19 protein-coding genes and 1 pseudogene are annotated in these 17,943 nt (G+C 62.9%); 11 read left to right on the top strand and 9 right to left on the bottom strand.

From position 1 onward, the window contains the following. Nucleotides 1–100 precede the first annotated feature (100 nt). From mqo to msrA, 4 genes are all read right to left on the bottom strand, one after another. Nucleotides 101–1,600, bottom strand: coding sequence for a malate dehydrogenase (quinone) (mqo, locus tag C8D92_RS10820; RefSeq protein WP_116919366.1), 1,500 nt, complete (start codon nt 1,598–1,600; stop codon nt 101–103). Between the two features lie 192 nt (nt 1,601–1,792). After that, nucleotides 1,793–2,542, bottom strand: coding sequence for a lysophospholipid acyltransferase family protein (locus C8D92_RS10825; RefSeq protein ID WP_095612186.1), 750 nt, complete (start codon nt 2,540–2,542; stop codon nt 1,793–1,795). Between the two features lie 575 nt (nt 2,543–3,117). Further along, nucleotides 3,118–3,540 carry a peptide-methionine (R)-S-oxide reductase MsrB gene (gene msrB / locus C8D92_RS10830; protein ID WP_116919367.1) on the bottom strand — a complete coding sequence of 141 codons (423 nt, stop codon included), beginning with the start codon at nt 3,538–3,540 and terminating at the stop codon, nt 3,118–3,120. A 151-nt stretch (nt 3,541–3,691) separates the two neighbouring features. After that, the gene (gene msrA / locus C8D92_RS10835) at nt 3,692–4,336 is read right to left on the bottom strand and encodes a peptide-methionine (S)-S-oxide reductase MsrA (protein WP_116919368.1); all 645 of its coding nucleotides are present in this window, start codon (nt 4,334–4,336) and stop codon (nt 3,692–3,694) included. Nucleotides 4,337–4,461: 125 nt separating this feature from the next. Here msrA and C8D92_RS10840 point away from each other — a divergent pair, with 125 nt between their 5' ends. Further along, on the top strand, nt 4,462–5,451 hold the full coding sequence (locus C8D92_RS10840) for a metallophosphoesterase (RefSeq protein ID WP_116919369.1): 990 nt from the start codon (nt 4,462–4,464) through the stop codon (nt 5,449–5,451). Here the strand turns inward: C8D92_RS10840 and C8D92_RS10845 are convergent. The 3 genes from C8D92_RS10845 to C8D92_RS10855 all read right to left on the bottom strand — a co-directional run bounded on the left by C8D92_RS10845 (nt 5,445) and on the right by C8D92_RS10855 (nt 8,768). Next, entirely contained in the window at nt 5,445–5,921 is a 477-nt protein-coding gene (locus C8D92_RS10845) for a CDP-archaeol synthase (protein ID WP_116919370.1), read from the bottom strand. The two genes, C8D92_RS10840 and C8D92_RS10845, sit on opposite strands and share 7 nt — an antisense overlap. Nucleotides 5,922–5,936: 15 nt before the next feature. Beyond that, nucleotides 5,937–7,313, bottom strand: coding sequence for a class II fumarate hydratase (locus tag C8D92_RS10850; RefSeq protein ID WP_116919371.1), 1,377 nt, complete (start codon nt 7,311–7,313; stop codon nt 5,937–5,939). Between the two features lie 78 nt (nt 7,314–7,391). Beyond that, entirely contained in the window at nt 7,392–8,768 is a 1,377-nt protein-coding gene (locus C8D92_RS10855) for a WS/DGAT domain-containing protein (protein ID WP_116919372.1), read from the bottom strand. Nucleotides 8,769–9,172: 404 nt separating this feature from the next. Between C8D92_RS10855 and C8D92_RS10860 the strand changes: the two genes are divergently transcribed. Next, nucleotides 9,173–10,096, top strand: coding sequence for an alpha/beta hydrolase (locus C8D92_RS10860; RefSeq protein ID WP_095611586.1), 924 nt, complete (start codon nt 9,173–9,175; stop codon nt 10,094–10,096). Between the two features lie 130 nt (nt 10,097–10,226). Here the strand turns inward: C8D92_RS10860 and C8D92_RS10865 are convergent, their stop codons facing one another. Continuing rightward, nucleotides 10,227–10,508: a polyhydroxyalkanoic acid system family protein gene (locus C8D92_RS10865; protein WP_095611585.1), complete on the bottom strand. Its 282-nt coding sequence runs from the start codon at nt 10,506–10,508 to the stop codon at nt 10,227–10,229. Nucleotides 10,509–10,681: 173 nt separating this feature from the next. Between C8D92_RS10865 and ubiE the strand changes: the two genes are divergently transcribed. From ubiE to C8D92_RS10910, 9 genes and pseudogenes are all read left to right on the top strand, one after another. Continuing rightward, a complete protein-coding gene (gene ubiE / locus C8D92_RS10870) occupies nt 10,682–11,455 on the top strand; it encodes a bifunctional demethylmenaquinone methyltransferase/2-methoxy-6-polyprenyl-1,4-benzoquinol methylase UbiE (RefSeq protein ID WP_095611584.1) in 774 nt (257 codons plus the stop codon). Beyond that, nucleotides 11,455–12,069: a ubiquinone biosynthesis accessory factor UbiJ gene (locus C8D92_RS10875; protein ID WP_116919373.1), complete on the top strand. Its 615-nt coding sequence runs from the start codon at nt 11,455–11,457 to the stop codon at nt 12,067–12,069. Before ubiE ends, C8D92_RS10875 begins: the two co-directional genes overlap by 1 nt. Beyond that, a complete protein-coding gene (gene ubiB / locus C8D92_RS10880; RefSeq protein WP_116919374.1) occupies nt 12,066–13,691 on the top strand; it encodes a ubiquinone biosynthesis regulatory protein kinase UbiB in 1,626 nt (541 codons plus the stop codon). The genes C8D92_RS10875 and ubiB overlap by 4 nt, the downstream gene beginning before the upstream one ends. 30 nt (nt 13,692–13,721) lie before the next feature. Continuing rightward, nucleotides 13,722–14,132, top strand: a complete 411-nt coding sequence (hisI, locus tag C8D92_RS10885; RefSeq protein ID WP_095611581.1) for a phosphoribosyl-AMP cyclohydrolase — start codon at nt 13,722–13,724, stop codon at nt 14,130–14,132. Next, nucleotides 14,129–14,482 (top strand): phosphoribosyl-ATP diphosphatase, encoded by a 354-nt coding sequence (locus tag C8D92_RS10890; RefSeq protein WP_095611580.1) that lies wholly within the window; start codon nt 14,129–14,131, stop codon nt 14,480–14,482. Before hisI ends, C8D92_RS10890 begins: the two co-directional genes overlap by 4 nt. Before the next feature lie 69 nt (nt 14,483–14,551). Continuing rightward, nucleotides 14,552–14,806, top strand: coding sequence for a Sec-independent protein translocase subunit TatA (locus C8D92_RS10895; protein WP_116919375.1), 255 nt, complete (start codon nt 14,552–14,554; stop codon nt 14,804–14,806). Between the two features lie 11 nt (nt 14,807–14,817). Next, nucleotides 14,818–15,097, top strand: a pseudogene (gene tatB, locus C8D92_RS10900) (Sec-independent protein translocase protein TatB); the annotation flags it as partial. A 123-nt stretch (nt 15,098–15,220) separates the two neighbouring features. Beyond that, nucleotides 15,221–15,946 (top strand): twin-arginine translocase subunit TatC, encoded by a 726-nt coding sequence (gene tatC / locus C8D92_RS10905; RefSeq protein WP_095611592.1) that lies wholly within the window; start codon nt 15,221–15,223, stop codon nt 15,944–15,946. After that, complete coding sequence (locus C8D92_RS10910) at nt 15,943–16,668, top strand: 16S rRNA (uracil(1498)-N(3))-methyltransferase (protein WP_116919376.1); 726 nt, start codon at nt 15,943–15,945, stop codon at nt 16,666–16,668. Before tatC ends, C8D92_RS10910 begins: the two co-directional genes overlap by 4 nt. Here the strand turns inward: C8D92_RS10910 and C8D92_RS10915 are convergent. Beyond that, the gene (locus tag C8D92_RS10915) at nt 16,634–17,818 is read right to left on the bottom strand and encodes an MFS transporter (protein ID WP_116919377.1); all 1,185 of its coding nucleotides are present in this window, start codon (nt 17,816–17,818) and stop codon (nt 16,634–16,636) included. The two genes, C8D92_RS10910 and C8D92_RS10915, sit on opposite strands and share 35 nt — an antisense overlap. Nucleotides 17,819–17,943: the final 125 nt, after the last annotated feature.

Here is a 17,943-nt window from a genome sequence, read left to right on the forward strand (position 1 = left end):
TGCCCCGTCCAGCGGGGCAGGGGGTTCGATCAACCGGTCATAAAAAAGGCCTGCCGGTTCCGCCGGCAGGCCTTTTTTGTGTCCCGGACACGCGGTGGTGTCAGTAGGTCTCGGGGCCGCGATCAAGCCCCAATGTGGAGAGTGTCCAGGGACGGATGCGATTGAGCAGCTCGGCGTTGTTCACCAGCGACTCGCCGTAGGACGGCACCATTTGGCGGATGCCTTCCTGCCATTCGGGAGACTGCATTCGCTCGGGGAAGCACCGCTCGAGCACATCAATCATGGCATTGACCGCCGTCGATGCGCCGGGTGAAGCGCCTAACAGTGCCGCCAGCGAGCCGTCCTTTGCGGCGACAATCTCAGTACCAAACTCGAGCTTGCCCTGCCCTTCGGCGTTCTTCTTGATGATCTGCACCCGCTGGCCGGCCTCACGCAGCTCCCAGTTCTCCGGTTCGGCGTCCGGGAAGAAGTTCCGGAGCGAGGCCACGCGGTCCTCATGGGATTGGAATACTTCCTTGATGAGGTACTTGGTCAGGTCCATGTTAGTACGGCCTACGTGCATCATGGCCCCCACGTTGCGCCGCTTGACCGACGAAAACAGATCCATCACCGACCCTTTCTTCAGAAACCGGGTCGTGAAACCGGCGAACGGTCCGAACAGTAGCGCAGGTTCGCCATTGATGATCCGGGTATCCAGATGGGGCACCGACATGGGCGGCGCCCCAATCGGCGCCTTGCCGTAGACCTTCGAGTAGTGCTCCTCGATAATCTCCGGCTTCCGACAGACCAGCCACTGACCACTGACCGGGAAGCCACCGTAGCCGTGGCTCTCCTGAATGCCGGACTTCTGCAGAAGCGGCAGCGCACCACCGCCTGCGCCAAGAAAAACGAAACCGGCTTCCAGCTTCTTGGTCACGCCCGTGTCTTCATCCTTCACACGGACCTTCCAGCGACCATTGTCACGCTGTGCGAGCCAGGTGACAGGGTGCCTGAGCATCAGAGTGAAATTCGGATGCTTTTCCAACTCCCGGACCATGTTGCGAGTCAGTGAGCCAAAGTCCACATCGGCACCGTGCCGGACGCGGGTCGCGGCAACCGGCTGCATTGGATCACGATGACGGACCACCAGCGGCATCCACTCCTCCAGTGTCTGCGGGCTTTCGGTGTACTCCATCTCCCGGAACAGGTGATGCTGGCTGAGCAGCTCATGGCGCCGACGCAAATAGGCGACGTCGTTCTCACCCCAGACGAAGCTCTGGTGCGGGGTGGCGTTAATGAACTGGCTTGGCTCGGGCATCTTGCCCTGTTCGACCAGGTAGGACCAGAGTTGCAGTGACTGCTCGAACGCCGCATTGATGTTCAGCGCCCGATCAATCTTGACGTCACCATCTCCCGTTTCAGGGGTATAGTTCAGTTCGCAGTAGCCTGCATGGCCAGTACCGGCATTGTTCCACCCATCGGTACTCTCATGGGCCACGTGATCCAGACGTTCCACCATGATGATATGCAGCGACGGGTCCAACTGCGTGAGAATCATGCCGAGGGTGGCGCTCATGACACCACCGCCGACAAGCACCACGTCTGCCTGAGTTACAGTCATCGGGTTCGCACCTTTGGTTGGTTTTCGGGGTAACGGGAAACATTCAGGTAATCGCCCGCGCCGTTGCAGACCGTTACCTCAACACTTCTCCGGCCCTCGGCCCCATCTGGCGACGGGATACCGGCCAATCACTATCGGTACCATCCGACCGCCGATTTCACCCTCGGACATTGGTCGTAGGTGGCGATAACCTCAGGTCAATCGCTCGGCAATCCTCTGCCGGACATCGTCCATCAATTGCGGCAACTGATCGCGACTGTAGGCCGAGGCATCAATCGTCGGGGCGACTTCCAGCGCCACGGGCTGGCCCAGATTGATCTGCCAGGTCCGCGCTGGCAGCACATGATGATTGCCACGGATCGCCACCGGGACAATGACCGCGTCCGTGTCCAACGCCAGATGAAAACAGCCTTTTTTGAATCCGCACAACGTTCCGTCTTTCGAGCGTGTGCCTTCCGGCGCTGCCCACAGAACAATGCCACTCTCCATCATTGCCCGCGCCCGGCGCAGATCCGCCAGCGCATTGTCATGGTTGCTGCGGTCAATCGCCGGAAACTCAGCCGCCTTCATGGCCGGGCCAAGCAGGGGAATGGCGAAGAGTTCCTTCTTGGCCAGCATCCGAATGGACCCCGGCAGCGCCACAAAACTGATGGGGATGTCGTAATGACTGGCGTGACTGCACAGGATGAGGTACCGGCGGCCGTCGTCAAAATCCGGCACGTCGCCGCTGACGGTCAGTTTGACGCGCACCAGGCGCAGCAGGTGAGCCGACCACTCGCGCACGTAGCGGTCGACCTGCTCCCGATGCAGACGACCGCTTACGGCCCGGATCAACACCAGGACGGAATAGAAGGCCGTCACCAGGATCGAGCCAACCAAAACACCCACGCGGCGCGCCACCGTCGCGGATTCGACGAGAGGAGTCATTGCCAGCCGATTCATTACGCCCTGCTTACCCTGTTTGATGCCGACGGAATACGTCGCTACCTACATTATACGCGACTGACCCCGGACATCTGTCATGGCAAACCGAGACAGGAGAGTCTTCCCGGCCCCGGCATTGGCGACGGCAACCGCCCAGGAGTCTGCGCGTTAGAAATCGTGCCAGGCGAGATCGTCCCACTGCGAGGCCCTTTTGACGGTCATTTGAGGCGCATAGTGGTTCTATGTAACGACAATGAGCGCTCAAAAGGGACCGCAGTGGGGCGGTCGCAGCGGTGCGACTTTCTACCGCGCAGGCTCCTAGTGTCCCGTCTGATTAATTCGCTGATCGACTGAGCCCCTGAACGCTTTGAGAGCAAGGCGCGGTAGCGACGGTTTGGTGGTTCCAAATCGAGCTGCCGCAACACCGCTATCAAGGCGTTCAGGCGCTCCCGGAGGGCGCACCGCTGACGCCTCTGGACCTGCGTTGCCACCCCTTGATGTGGAACCACCACACCGGCGGGCTGGCGCCTTGGCCAGAGGCGTCAGCGGTGCGCAGTCGATCAACGAATTAATCAGACGGGACACTAGGGCCACTACTGCTTTTCAAACCGCATAGCCACCGAGTTCAGGCAGTAGCGTTCACCGGAGGGCTCCGGGCCATCGGGAAACACATGCCCCAAGTGGCTATCGCAACGTGGGCACCGGATTTCGGTGCGGGTCATCCCCAGGCTGTGATCGTCCAGATAACGGATGTGATCGGGATCGAAGGGGGCGAAAAAACTCGGCCACCCTGTCCCCGAATCGAACTTGTCATTGGACCGGAACAACGGCAGATCACACAGGCGGCAATGATAAACCCCGACCTCCTTGTTATCCAGCAGATTGCCGCAGAACGGAGGCTCGGTACCGTGGTCGAGCAGAATACGGCGTTCCTGGGGGCTGAGGTCAGCCGCCTGCTTTTCAACCGCGTCGGGCGTCAACGGGGTCAGATCGTAACCGGTTTTCGATGTGCTCATGGGAAAAGAACCTCCGAACAGAACCGTTTACCGAATCCGTACGGCACGGGCATACAATGGGTTTACTGCCGATTGTCACTGCCTGTCGGCATCCGGTAAACGCTCCAATGGTCGACCACTTTTAGGTCAGCACTGGCCAGGACGCAAATGCTCAGTCCTCGCCCTGATGATCACTCTTCATGCGATCACCGAAATGATCGCGAAGCTTGTCCAGCTTTGGCCCGGCGACGGCCATAACGTATGGCTGATGCGGATTACGGGCGGCGAAATCCTGATGGTAATCCTCCGCCGGATAGAAGCCGGTGAGGGGCTCCAGACTGGTGACAATCGGCGCGCGGAACACCCCGGCCCCATCAAGCTTGTGGATGTAGGCACGCGCAATGACCTCCTGAGCCTCGGACTCATAGAAGATCGCGGAGCGGTACTGGGGCCCCGTGTCATGTCCCTGCCGGTTGAGCTGCGTGGGGTCGTGGGCCACGGAGAAAAACAGGCGCAGCAGCTCGCCAAAGGAGGTAACAGACGGGTCGTAGCGCACCTCCACCGCCTCGGCGTGATCGGTATTGCCGGTACAGACGGCCTTGTAGTTGGCGGTCTCGGCGCTGCCACCCGCGTACCCCGAGGTCACGGCTTTTACGCCCTCCACGGCCTGGTACAGCGCCTCAACACACCAGAAACAGCCACCGGCCAGAACGAGCCGCTCTTCGGTGGCCCCGGATTCGGTCGCCAGATCGGAATCCGGCAGGGGAAACCGGTCCCGGGGCACAGTGGTTCCGGGAATATCGCAGGACTGACTCATGATGCGCTCCTGTAACGAGTAGAACCCTATTCTGTCGCGCTGGCGCCGGTTTTCCAACCGCGATCATTGGCGAGCGCCCAGCTCGCCAGCCATACTGATTGTCAGTTTCGACCCGGAGTTCCCCAATGACGGCCCGCATTGAGACACCGGACGGCACCGGCTCTGCCGCCGAGGATGAGCGGCTCGACTACCGCCTCAGCCTGCGACTGGGCTCCGAGCATGCCCGTCAGCGACTGGGCATTGAACAGGCCTTCGAGGCCCGCCTCAGGGACCGGGAGGGGCACTTCTGTCACGTCGAAAACTGGTACTCACTGCACGGCCTGGTGCGTTTCTGCCTCAGTGTCACAGGCCTGTGGGGCCGGGGGCAACGCAATGCCCGCGCCCTGACCCTTCAGACGCATCGCTTTACGCTCCCCCACCTGCCGGCGTCATTTGAGGGCTTCCGGATCCTGCACTTGACGGACCTGCATGTGGAAATGGACGAGGCGGCACTGGAGACCCTGATTCAGACGGTCGCCGAACTGGACTACGATCTCTGCGTCCTCACCGGCGACTACCGCAAACTGACATGGGGGCCGATTCACGGTGCGCTCGCCGGCATGGAACGGCTCCGGGCAGTCCTCAAGGACGAACCGCTGGCCATTCTGGGCAATCACGACAGTATTCGGATGGTGCCTGGCCTGGAGGATCAGGGGTATCGGGTGCTGCTGAACGAACACCATCGCATCGACCGCAATGGCGACAGCCTCTACATTGCCGGCGTCGATGACCCGCACTTCTACAAGGTCGACAATCTTGAGCAGGCTGCGGATGGCATCCCGGCCAGCGCCGCCTCCATCCTCCTCAGCCACACGCCGGAAATCTGGCGTGCGGCGGCACATGCCGGTTACGACATCTACCTCTGTGGGCACACCCATGGCGGTCAGATCTGCCTGCCCGGCGGATTCCCGCTGACGCTGGACGCCGACTGCCCCCGCCACGTCGGGAAAGGCGCCTGGCGCCATGCGGGCATGCAGGGGTACACCTCGGCCGGCTCCGGGACCTCCGTGGTCAACGTGCGCCTGAACTGCCCGCCGGAAGTGACTCTCCACACCCTGACGCGAGGGCCTCAGTGAGGGTGACGCCGCAGGCCCAGCCGGTAGAGCAACGGTGACCCCACCATGTCCGCCAGCATGAACAGCAGGACCACGGCCAGCACCTGCCAGACCGCCAGCGCCAGCCAGACACCGGCGGCGAGTGCCGGCAACAGGGATTCGGGGATCTGATCAAGGCCCGTCACCCGGTCACTGGACGCCTTTCCCAGTCGTCGCTTGACGAAACTGCTGAACAGATCGCCCGCCATGGCCAGCCCCCCCAGAACGGCACCAAACAGGGCTCCCGGACCCAGCAGCCACGCCACCACCGCCGCCAGCAGAATACCGGCCAGAAGGCCGCGCCAGGTCTTGCTCGCGCCCAGCCAGGGGCGACCGTCCCAGGCCAGCCGCCCCCCATCCACTGGAGAGGCGCCCCGCCGCCCGATCAGGCTCCGGAGCAGGACCGGCGCGCCGTTAGCGGCCAACAGGATAAGCAGCAGGGTCAGGATCATGGCACCTCAGGGGCATCAGCCGAGCCCACCCCGCGTCAGCTTGATGGGACTGAGAATGCCTTCGAGTTGCTCCCGGGTCAGGTCCGTTCGCTCGTCAGCCACATCGATGATCGGACGGCCACTGGCATAGGCTTCTTTCGCGATTTCCGCGGCACGGGCATAGCCAATCTCCGGGTTAAGCGCGGTCACCAGCACCGGATTACGGTCCACGGCTTCGGCCAGATGCCGGTCGTTGACTGTAAAGCCCCGAATGGCCTTGTCCGCCAGCATGCGCGAGGCATTGGCCAGAAGCGACGTCATTTCCATCAGGTTGGCCCCGACCAGAGGCAGCATGACATTGAGCTGGAAGTTGCCGGACTGCCCGGCCATTGCCACCGCGCTATCAAGCCCCATGACCTGCGCGCACACCATCGCCGAGGATTCCGGAATCACCGGGTTCACTTTCGCGGGCATAATGCTGGATCCCGGCTGCAGCGCCGGCAGACTGATTTCCGACAGCCCGTGGATGGGGCCGCTGTTCATCCACCGCAGGTCGTTCGAGATCTTCATCAGCACCACGGCCAGGCCACGCAGCTGACCCGAGAAATGCACCGGTGCGTCAACGGCACTCTGGCCGGTGAATGGATGCGGCAGCGGTTTGAACTTGAAGCCACTGTGTTCGCTGAGCGCAGCGGCAAACTTCTCGGCAAACTTCTCATGCGCATTCACGCCGGTACCAACAGCCGTCCCCCCCTGTGGCACCAGAAGCAGATCATTGCAGGCCTGATCCAGCCGATGGACGGTGGTCACCAACTGCTCGCGCCAGGTCTGAAGCTCCTGCCCGACGGTAACGGGCATGGCATCCATCAGGTGCGTCCGCCCGGTCTTGACCGTCTCGTTGAACTCGGCTTCCCGCTCATAGATGACGCCCTGAAGATGCGTCAGCGCCGGTAGCAGCCGGGTCTGTATTGCCATGACGGCGCTCACGTGGATCGCCGTCGGGATCACGTCGTTGGAGCTCTGGCTCATATTGACGTGGTCGTTGGGATTGATGCCCTCCACCTCCCGCGACGCCAACCGGGCAATCACCTCGTTGACGTTCATGTTGGTGCTCGTGCCCGACCCGGTCTGGTAGACATCGACAGGGAACTGATCGGCATGCTCACCCTCCAGAAGCTGGTCGCAGGCATGCACGATGGCGTCGCGCTCCTCACGACCGAGCAGGTGAAGCTTGTGATTGGCGTTGGCCGCCGCCCGCTTGACCCGGACGACCGCCTCAATGAACGGCCTGGGCATGGGACGCCCGCTGACCGGAAAATTATCCACGGCGCGCTGGGTCTGCGCGCCCCAAAGGGCATCGGCGGGTACCTCGACCTCCCCCAGACTGTCCTTTTCCGTCCGGAAATCGCTCATCACCACCTCCTGAACCGTCACTGTCTACTGGCAGTGTAGTGTGACGAATCCGGAAATGATATGGGCGTTTCGAGCGGATCAATGGCGGTTATTGAGCGCCGCAACACAGTCGTTCAGGAAGGGCATGGGCTCGGCAAGTACGGCTTCGTCGGCCACCACGCCGAACCGCACCCGGCCGGCATAGCTGACGATGCTGACGCCGAGACCGATGTCACCGGCCTGGGGGACCCAGAACATCTGATCCGTCACCCGGCAACCGGCGAGATAGCGGGTCTCCCGGGTTCCGGCCACATTTGAGACCACGGCGCTGGCCTTACGGGCAAACAGATCGGAGAGTGGCTGCTGCCCCCCCTTTGGCAGGAGCCCGGCAGAACACATCAGCCCCCAGGAAATACCGGGTTGCCAGGACTGTTTGAGCCGCCGGGTTTCGTGCTTGATGCGATAGAGCCGCTCCAGAGGCCGATCGGCATCCACGGGCAGGGGCACAAAGACGGTGCCAAACAGGTTACCCAGTTCCCCCTTTCCCGGACGAGCCTCCTCGGGCAACAGACCACGGATATCGACCGGCACGGCGGCATGCAACAGCGCTTCCTCGAGATCCACATCCCCATCGTGCCGGACCAGGTGACGCCGCACCGCACTGGCCACACAGGACAACAGCACGTCGTTGATCGTGCAGCCGGTGGCTTCGGCCAGATCCCGGAATTGCTGGAGGGAAATGGACTCCGACCAGCGGCACGCGCGCCGGCCCAGAAGGTCCGGTCGCAAAGCGCTTTCCGAATCCTCCGGTGCGAGCAGGTACTGGCTCAGCTCATTGACCAGGCGCAGGCCGGTCTGAGCCAACTGACCTGCTGCGGCCCGGCTGGGGTGGGCGGCCTGCAGGCGCTGGGTTTCACTCAGCTGGATACGGTCCTGCAGCCACTGCCAGCCGGCATCCAGGCAGCGACGCGCCGCGCGATCGGTCTGATCCAGAGGCGGTGGCGGGGTGGGATGATCCGGCAATCGGGTGGTCAGGGACTCAAACAACTGGATGAGGGACAGGCCGTCGGCGTAACAGTGATGGATCCTGAGCACCAGCGCCGCTCCCCCTTCAGCCTGAGGCAGGAACCAGAAGCACCAGCGCGGTCGATAGTCCGGAAGGGGCTCGTTCAGGCGTGCACTCACCCAATCCTGCAACGCTTGCTCGCTGAATGGCGTCATGATGATATGGGCATGATGACGAAGCGAGAAGGTGGGATCCCGCTCCCAGCGCCAGGTGGCACCATGGCGGACCGGCATTTCCCGGAAACGATGCCGGCCAAGCCAATGATTTTCCAGGAAACGGCGAAAACAGGCGGGTGTCAGCCCCTCAACCCGCAGCAGGGCAGTGATTGTGGCCGAGTGTCCGGGCCGGTCCATTGCAAGCCAGGCGGCGTCTACCGGCGACAGCATGGTGGCGTCCGCGTGGCTCGACATTCCCGTCCTCTACTGGGGTGATCGTTTCCCGGCATCGCGGCGTAGCTCCTTCGTGGCGGGGTCTGCCGATGATCCGGACCGACCGGGCATTGTGCCAGACAACCCGGGGGTGCTCCACACGACCGGGGGATTACAAAAAATTACCCGGAACCACTCACGGCGCCATAGAATCAAATCAGTGAGTTATGACAAACACCGGTCATTTTGGGACACAGTGACAGGTGCGCTCCGCGCGGAGTCGCTAAGCCGCTGATTTCCCGAACACGAAACTCAGTGTTACTTTTGACAGTAAGGACCGTGTCACTCAAGCCAATACCGGGAGCCAGGAATAACGATAGAACGGTGGAACAGATCAGTCGGCACAATAAAAATCGAGCCGGCCACACCCTGATGGGAGACGCATCATGAAAGCCAGCGACGTCAGAAAGCTGATCAAGCCGATCGACCGGGCCTACTCGGAAATGTTCTCCGGGCGGGTCTATAAAGTCGGGCGCGGCGCCGTTTCGGTGCGTAACCACAGTAGCGAGGCGGAGCAGACCGTCATCGGCGTCCATGGGTTTCTGGAGAACCACTGCTATTTCACCCAGGCCTATGACGATCCCTCAACCGAACTGATCCTGCTCACCTGCAGCAACTACCACATCCCGGTCAACGGCATCACGCCGGAGAAAGCGCCGTGGGAAGTACCCATCAAACACCTGGAAGCCACCATCGAGTACGATGCGGCCATGCTGAACCAGGCTCTGGCGAACCTGCCAACGACGCAGCGTGTTCGCGTCCACGGCCATTCCCGCGGTGGCGCCGTCATCCTCGAAGGGGTCCGGCAGTGGCCGGATCTGTACGACAACGTTGAAGTGGTCCTGGAAGCGCCGGTATTGCCACAGGGGCGTCTCCACCCGCTGGTGACCATGCTGCTCGAGCCGGTCAGCCACGGTATGTGGCCCTGGCTGATCCGCCTGATCAACAGCGCCCCCGCGTCCACATACGGCCAGACCTTCTTCGGTCGCATGAACCCGCGCAAAAAGCAGCTCCTGAGCCACCTCTTCTCCGCGACGCAGGATCACCTGACGATCGTGCGGAATCTGGAGAACCTGATGGCCTGGATGGAACGTAACAACACCGACCTTTACCAGAACATCCGCCACGGCACCTTCCTGATTCCCCAAGTGGACCGCATTCTGGACCGAGGCGCCATGCTCGACAGTGCCCGCCAGAGCCCGACCACCATGCGCATCATCGAAACGCAGGCGCCAAGCCACTTCATTACGCTGGATTCCAAGTCCTGGATTCCGTCGCTGGAGTCGGTACCGACCGCCGTGCAGGCGTAAACCGGCAGGTTGGCGCTCCGGTAAGTTAGGCTGACGCAGGAAGACCAACGCAAGAGGGAGGGAGAGCGCCCGGCCACAGCTGGATTGGGTTTGTTGGGCTTCCTGCGTCAGCCCGACAAACCAAGTTGCCTCAGGCTTCGCCGGTGAGCTGATCCAACTGATTGTGAATTTCCGCCTCAATGCGACTGCGGAACGGACGGAGCATCAGGCCCAGTTCCAGATGCAGTTTCAGGGCGTCCGGCAGCACATTCAGCTGGCCTTTAACGCCCTTGCGCTCGAAACGCAGCACATCCCCTTCCCAGTGATAACCGACGTCGAACTGGCGGGACAGGTCCCTGGCGAGGCTTTCCGCCGCTTCGCGGGCGTGATCGTGATCCAGGGAATGACTTCGGTTGATATCGATGGTGGACATGCACACTCTCTGGGAACGGTTTCGATGGGGAGCGTCCGACGACACTCAATTCTCAAGGCGATTCTAAGACAATCGCCCATGACTGCAAATCCACGTTTTGCGGTGCCGCCGCTTGTCGCCAGCGTCACGACCATTAGAATACGTGACTGGAGAATTCCCCAACAGGACAGACCATGACCGACCAGCAGAACCCGGCTCCCGGGAACGAGGAAAGCACCCACTTCGGGTATCGACAGGTGAGTCGCCGGGAAAAAGCGGGACAGGTGGCTGGCGTTTTCCATTCCGTCGCCGGCAAGTACGACCTGATGAATGACCTCATGTCGATGGGCATCCACCGGCTCTGGAAGCGCTTCACCATTGAGCTGAGTGGCGTCCGCCCCGGGCAGCAGGTGCTGGACATCGCCGGTGGCACGGGCGATCTGACCATGAAGTTCTCGGATCTGGTCGGCCCCGAGGGGCGGGTGTTTCTCGCCGACATCAACGCCTCCATGCTGGAGGTCGGCCGCACCCGACTGACCGATCGCGGGTATGTCGGGAATATCGACTATGTGCAGGCGGATGCCGAGCATCTGCCCTTCCCGGATAACCATTTCAGTGTCGTCAGCATCGCCTTCGGGCTGCGTAACGTGACGGACAAGGACCAGGCGCTGCGGGAGATGACCCGGGTGTTGCGCCCCGGCGGCAAGCTGCTGATCCTGGAGTTCTCCAAGCCGACCAATCCGCTGCTGAGCCGGGCCTATGACCTATACTCGTTCAACGCCCTGCCGTTCATGGGTCAGCTCATCGCGGGCGATTCGGACAGCTATCAGTACCTCGCTGAATCCATTCGCATGCACCCGGATCAGGACACGCTCAAGCGTATGATGGACAACGCCGGTCTCGCGAACACCAAATACCACAACATGACGGGCGGCATCGTTGCACTGCACGCCGGAGTCAAACCCTGATGTTTCCCGGCCCCACTCTGCTTTCCGCCGCCGAAACCGCCCTCAACCGGGCGCTGGCGCTGGACCCAGCCGGTCGCCGGGCGCTTCTCGCGGCGTTGAGCGGACCGGTCACCGTCACGGTCAACACCATCGGAATCACGGTCACCCTCACCCGCTCCGGAGACCGGATCGGCGTCGGCAGCCAGCCAGCCGAAGACGCCAGCCTGACACTGTCCGGCGGCCCCATGGCGTTTGTCACCCTCGCGCTGGGCGACGATGCCGTGTTCTCCGACGGGCGCCTGACGGTCGATGGCGACGTGGGGCAGGCCCATGCCCTGCAACGGGCTCTGCTGCAACTCGATCCGGACTGGGAGGCGGCACTGGCCGAGCGAATCGGGGAACTGCCCGCCCATTTCCTGGGCCAGCGGGTCCGAAGCGCTTTGCGCTGGCAGCGTCAGGCCATGGCCTCAATCACCGCCAGCCTGGAAGAGTATCTTCATGAGGAGACCCGGGCACTGCCCGGTCGTCGTGAGCTGTCCGCCACGTTTGAGGACATCGACCAGATGGCGCTCCGCACCGACCGCCTGGAGGCCCGCATCCAGCGCCTGGCGTCATCTGACGGGGAGTCGTCGTGAGCCATCTGCACCGAAGCCTGCGCATTCTCTGGGTCATCTGCCGTTACCGGCTGGACACCTTCTTCCCGGTTCAGTCCCTGCCGTTGCCGGCCCGCCTGCTCGTGCGACTCGGGCCATGGCGGTTCTTCCCCCGGTCCAGCAAAGACCGGGCAGAGCGGTTGCGACTGGCGCTGGAGGCCCTGGGCCCGATCTTCATCAAGTTTGGTCAACTGCTGTCGACACGCCGGGACCTGCTGCCCGACGACCTCGCCGACTCCCTGAGCCGACTGCAGGACCGTGTTCCGCCGTTCCCCGGTGAGCAGGCCCGTGACATCATCGAGGCCAGCTTCGGCCAGCCCATTGATGAGCTGTTCCAGGACTTCGAGACGTCCCCCGTCGCCTCCGCCTCGGTGGCGCAGGTCCATGCCGCGACACTGCCCCGCGGGCAGTCGGTCGTGGTGAAGGTCGTCCGGCCAGGTATTGACGCCGTCATCCGACAGGACATCCGTCTGATGCGACTGATGGCACGGCTGATGCTTCGCTACTGGGAAGAGGCACCACGCCTGCGACCGCTGGAAGTGGTCGAGGACTACGAACAGGTCATCTTTGATGAGCTGGACATGCAGCGCGAGGCGGCCAATGCCAGCCAGTTGCGGCGCAACTTCGAGCATTCCAATCTGCTGTATGTCCCGGCCGTGGACTGGGATCACAACGCCACACAGGTGCTGGTCATGGAGCGCATCCATGGCATCCCGATCGGCGACACGGAGGCGCTGAAGGCCGCCGGCGTGAACATGAAGGTGCTGGCGGAAAAAGGCGTTGAGATCTTCTTCACGCAGGTGTTCCGCGACCGGTTTTTCCACGCCGACATGCACCCCGGCAATATTTTCGTGGATGCCTCCAATCCCGAGGATCCACGTTACATCGCACTGGACTTCGGCATCGTCGGCACACTCGCCCCCGTGGATCAGAACTATCTGGCCCGTAACCTGCTGGCCTTTTTCCGGCGGGACTACCGCCAAGTCGCGGAGCTGCACGTGCAGTCCGGTTGGGTGCCGGCCGACACGCGGGTGGACCAGTTCGAGTCCGCCATCCGCACAGCCTGCGAGCCCATCTTTGCCCGCCCGCTGAGCGAGATCTCGTTCGGCTACTTCCTGCTGCGGCTGTTCCAGACGGCACGGCGATTCAATATGGAAGTCCAGCCTCAGCTCGTCCTGCTCCAGAAGACGCTGCTCAATGTCGAGGGGCTTGGCCGGCAGCTCTACCCGGATCTGGACCTGTGGGCCACCGCCCAACCATTTCTGGAGCGCTGGATGAAAGAGCAGGTCGGCCCCGCCTCACTGGTCCGCGAAGTGCGCGAACGTCTGCCGGAGTGGATTCAACAATCGCCCGAGATGCCGCAGCTGATTCACGACACGCTGCGCCAGATCGGTCAGGGGCAGGCATCGGCGCCCAAAGACCCCAAACCCGTCGCTCGCCCGCTGTCACGCCGCCGACGCTGGCTCGCCACAGGCTGCCTCGTGGCGGCCGCCCTGCTATTCTGGCCGACAGCCCGCGAAGCCATGCAATCCGTGCCCGTCGCGAGCTGGGCACTGCTGGCCGCCGCGGGCGGACTCGTTCTCACCGGCGGCCGCCAAGACTGAGGCCCGCCCAATGATGAAAGGTGGCAGACCATGACCTCAACGAACTGGATTGACGCCATCGCCTGGGACGACCAGGGACTGGCCCCCGCCATCGCCCAGGACGCAGAGACGGGCGAGGTGCTGATGATGGCGTGGATGAACGCCGAGGCGCTGACGCGGACCGTGGAGGAAGGGCGCGCGATCTACTGGTCGCGATCGCGTGGCAAACTGTGGCGCAAGGGGGAATCATCAGGCCATGTGCAGACCCTGCACGATATCCGCATCGACTGTGATGCCGACGTCATCCTGCTGAAAGTCGACCAGATCGGTGACATTGCCTGCCACACCGGCCGCCGCAGCTGCTTCTACCGGCGCCTTGAGGACCGGCAGTGGATCGAGGCCGAGCCGGTTCTGAAGGACCCGGACGCCATCTACCAAGACGACAAAGGGAATGGTTCATGACCACCGAGCGACGCGACGATCCGGTTCTGGCCGCTCTGGCCGATGTGCTGGAGCAGCGAAAGGAGGCCAGCCCGGACGAGTCCTATGTGGCCCGCCTTCACCACAAAGGGCTGAACAAGATTCTTGAGAAAGTCGGCGAGGAGTGCACCGAAACCATCCTGGCGGCGAAGGACGCCGACCTGACCGGGCGAACGGAACACCTGATCAGTGAAACCGCCGACCTGTGGTTCCACTCACTGGTGATGCTCTCGCATCTGGGGCTCGGGCCATCCGATGTGCTGGATGAGCTGGCTTCGCGATTCGACCTGTCAGGTCTGGAGGAAAAGGCCTCGCGACCGCCCGAAGCGTAACCGGCATTTCCGCCTGTTTCGCTGTCTGGCGTACAATGGGCCCATCACCGATCAACCGGGAAGGCATTCATGGGAATCAGCATCTGGCAACTACTGATCGTGCTGGGCATCGTGGTTCTGCTGTTCGGCACCAAAAAACTGCGCACCATGGGCACGGACCTGGGCGGCGCCATCCGTGGGTTCAAGAAATCCATGAGCGACGAAGAGTCCGACTCGCCCGCCCGGCAGCAGGACGAGGAGCGCCGTGCGCTGGATGAGGCCGAGACAAAGGACGATGCCCGCACGCGCTCGCCCGAAGACTCCGACACCAAGACGCCCCGCTGAACCGGCGCGCCATGGTCGATATCGGCTTCATTGAACTGCTCATCTGCGCCGTGATCGCCCTCTTGGTACTGGGACCGGAGCGCCTCCCCGGCGCCGCCCGTACTGCCGGGCGCTGGATCGGGCGCAGCCGACGGCTGGTCCGGCAGTTCACCACAGAGCTGGACCGCCAGGTCCGCGACGAGGAGTTGCGCGAACAGCTGCGCAAAGAAGGGGATGTCGGGCTTGAAGACGTCCGCGAGAACGTGCGCAGCGCCATGGAAGAGGCCCGCCAGTACGAGCACATGATCGTCTCGAAAGACGCCCCTTACCCGAAACGAACGAATACCGACGATCCGTCATCCGACTGAACCACCAGCAGCAGACGACACCGTGTCCCAATCCGACCAACACCCCGACACCAACGACCAGGGCCAGATGCCGCTGATCGCGCACCTGCTGGAACTGCGCAACCGTCTCCTGAAGATGGTGCTCGCGGTACTGCTCTGTTTTGCCGCCATCTACCCGTTCGCCAACCCGCTCTACACGCTGCTCTCCGATCCGCTGACCCGGCTGTTACCGGAGGGCCAGACGATGATCGCCACGGACGTGGCCGCACCCTTCTTCGCCCCCCTGAAGCTGGCGCTGATGCTCGCGCTGTTCGTGGCGATCCCCTACGTGCTCTACCAGATCTGGAGCTTCATCGCGCCGGGTCTCTACCGGCGTGAGAAAAAACTGGCGTTCCCGCTGCTGTTCTCCTCAGTCGTGCTGTTCTACCTCGGGGCGGCATTCGCCTACTTCGTGGTTTTTCCGCTGGTATTCGGATTTTTCACGACCGTCGGCCCCGCCGGCATCTCTGAAATGCCGGACATGAGCCGATACCTGGATTTTGTCCTCAAACTGTTTTTCGCTTTCGGGGTGGCGTTTGAGATCCCGATCGCCACGATTCTTCTCGTCCTGGCCGGGATCACCACACCGGAGGATCTCTCCGCCAAGCGCCCCTACGTCATTGTCTTCTGCTTCATCGTCGGCATGCTGCTGACCCCACCGGACATCATTTCCCAGACGTTGCTCGCACTGCCGATGTGGCTACTGTTCGAGTCCGGCGTCCTTTGCGCCCGACTGATCCGCCGCCGGACGCCGGATGAGGACGTCGAGGAATGAACCTGGCGCTGCTGAGTGACGCGGATTTCGTGACCCCGGACCGGGCCGTGCTGACGGGACGACGACTGACCCACCTGCACGAGGTGCTTTCGGCGCGCACGGGCGACACTATCCCGGTCGGACGGCTGAACGGCAACATGGGCACGGGCGAAGTGACGACACTGGATGATACCCGCGCCGAGCTCCGTGTGGCCCTCGACACACCGCCGCCCGCCCCATTGCCATTGACCGTTGTTCTGGCCATGCCACGCCCGAAGATGTTCCGCCGGGTCCTTCAGACCATGGCCTCGCTCGGAGTGAAAGACCTCTGGCTGATTCACTCCTACAAGGTGGACAAGAGCTTCTGGCAGACTCCCTGGCTGGAAGAGGATGCCCTCACCGACAACCTCGTTCTGGGTCTGGAGCAGGCCCGTGACACGGTGATGCCAAGCGTCCGGATTCGGCGTCGCTTCAAGCCGTTCGTGGAGGACGAGCTGCCCGGCCTGCTGGAGGAGCGCCCCGGACTGGTTGCCCACCCGGGCACCGACACGCCCTGCCCACGGAACCTGACACACCCCGCGACGCTGTGCATCGGCCCGGAAGGCGGCTTTATCCCCTACGAGGTGGACAAGCTCACGGCGGCTGGGTGCCACCCCGTGCACCTCGGCGACCGCATCCTGCGGGTCGAGACGGCTGTGCCGGTACTGATCACCCGCCTGTACGATGCGGCCGAACCCGCCTGACCTCCTGTCGACGGTGGGCCAGATAACACACCAGTGCCAACGGCCCGAGTACCAGAAACGGCAGGAGTGCCTGTTCCGGCGCCCACTCCAGGGCGACGCCGCCCGCCAGCGTCCCGATGCCATAACCGGTGGTGTGAACGCTGGTCAGCCGGCCCGACACCTGCCCCTGTGCGGCTGGCCAGCGCCCCCGTAACAGGCTGCCATACCACGGCGTTGCCAGCGCCAGGCCACTGACCACCAGCGCGATGCCCACGGCCAGTCCCAACGGTGTCACTGCCACCGCGAGAACCAGCCCCCCGGCGACCAACGCCGACAGCCAGATCCCCGACAGCAGTCCATGCCGTCCGGCCAGCCACCGGTGCCCCAGAGGCCCAACCACCAGCGCGACAACCGATGAGAGCATCAGGTAATACCCGGTCATCCGGGTCGCCGCGACCGCATCCACAGCCAGTAGCTGCTGAATGTAAGGCCCCAACACAAACTGCAGCAGCCCGACCCAGGTAGTGATCATCAGTGCCAGCAGATAAAGCGGCCAGTCCGGTCGCCAGCCCGGCGGCGTGACCGGCTCTGTCGACGGCACCGCCCCACCGGTCACTCCGCCCACCTGCCGCCATTGCAGAACCCAGAGCGCCAGGCCCGCAACGGCAATCGCCGACAGCCCCAACGGGACACTCAGCAGGCTGGCCACGGCCATCAGCCCCGGCCCCGCCAATCGGCCAATCTGGTTCGCCGCCTGCAACTGCGCCAGCTCAACGGACCAGCGCGACGGCGGACGGGAGGACAGGAGGAACCGCTGGGTTGACGGAAACACGCCGCCCGCACCCAGCCCATGGAGCAGGCGCGCCATGGCCACGGCGCCGATCAACCACCAACCGGCACCCCCTCCGATCAGCGCCAGCACCAATACCATGTAGCCGACCACCACCAGACCCAGCGTCAGCCGCATGATCGGACCGGCGCCACGCTGGTCTGCCTGACGCCCCCACAGCGGCCCTCCGATCACAACCAGAATCATCCCGACCGCCATCAGCACCGACCAAAGGCCGGCGGACAGACCACTGTGCTCGATCATCCACGGCAGGCTGACCATCAGTGACGACTGGTAAAGCCCCATCAGCCCAACCGTTCCAAGCGCCAGGACCCACCTCATGAAGCCCGGCCCACCGGCCCTTCGAGTTGATCCGTCACACGCTGGGATAACGAAACGTTAATGCACTCTGGCCTTGTTTGCATCTTTACCCTATTTGAAAATGATTCTTATTTTTCGTAGTTTAC

This window comes from Tamilnaduibacter salinus, assembly GCF_003096655.1.
Lineage (GTDB): Bacteria > Pseudomonadota > Gammaproteobacteria > Pseudomonadales > Oleiphilaceae > Tamilnaduibacter > Tamilnaduibacter salinus.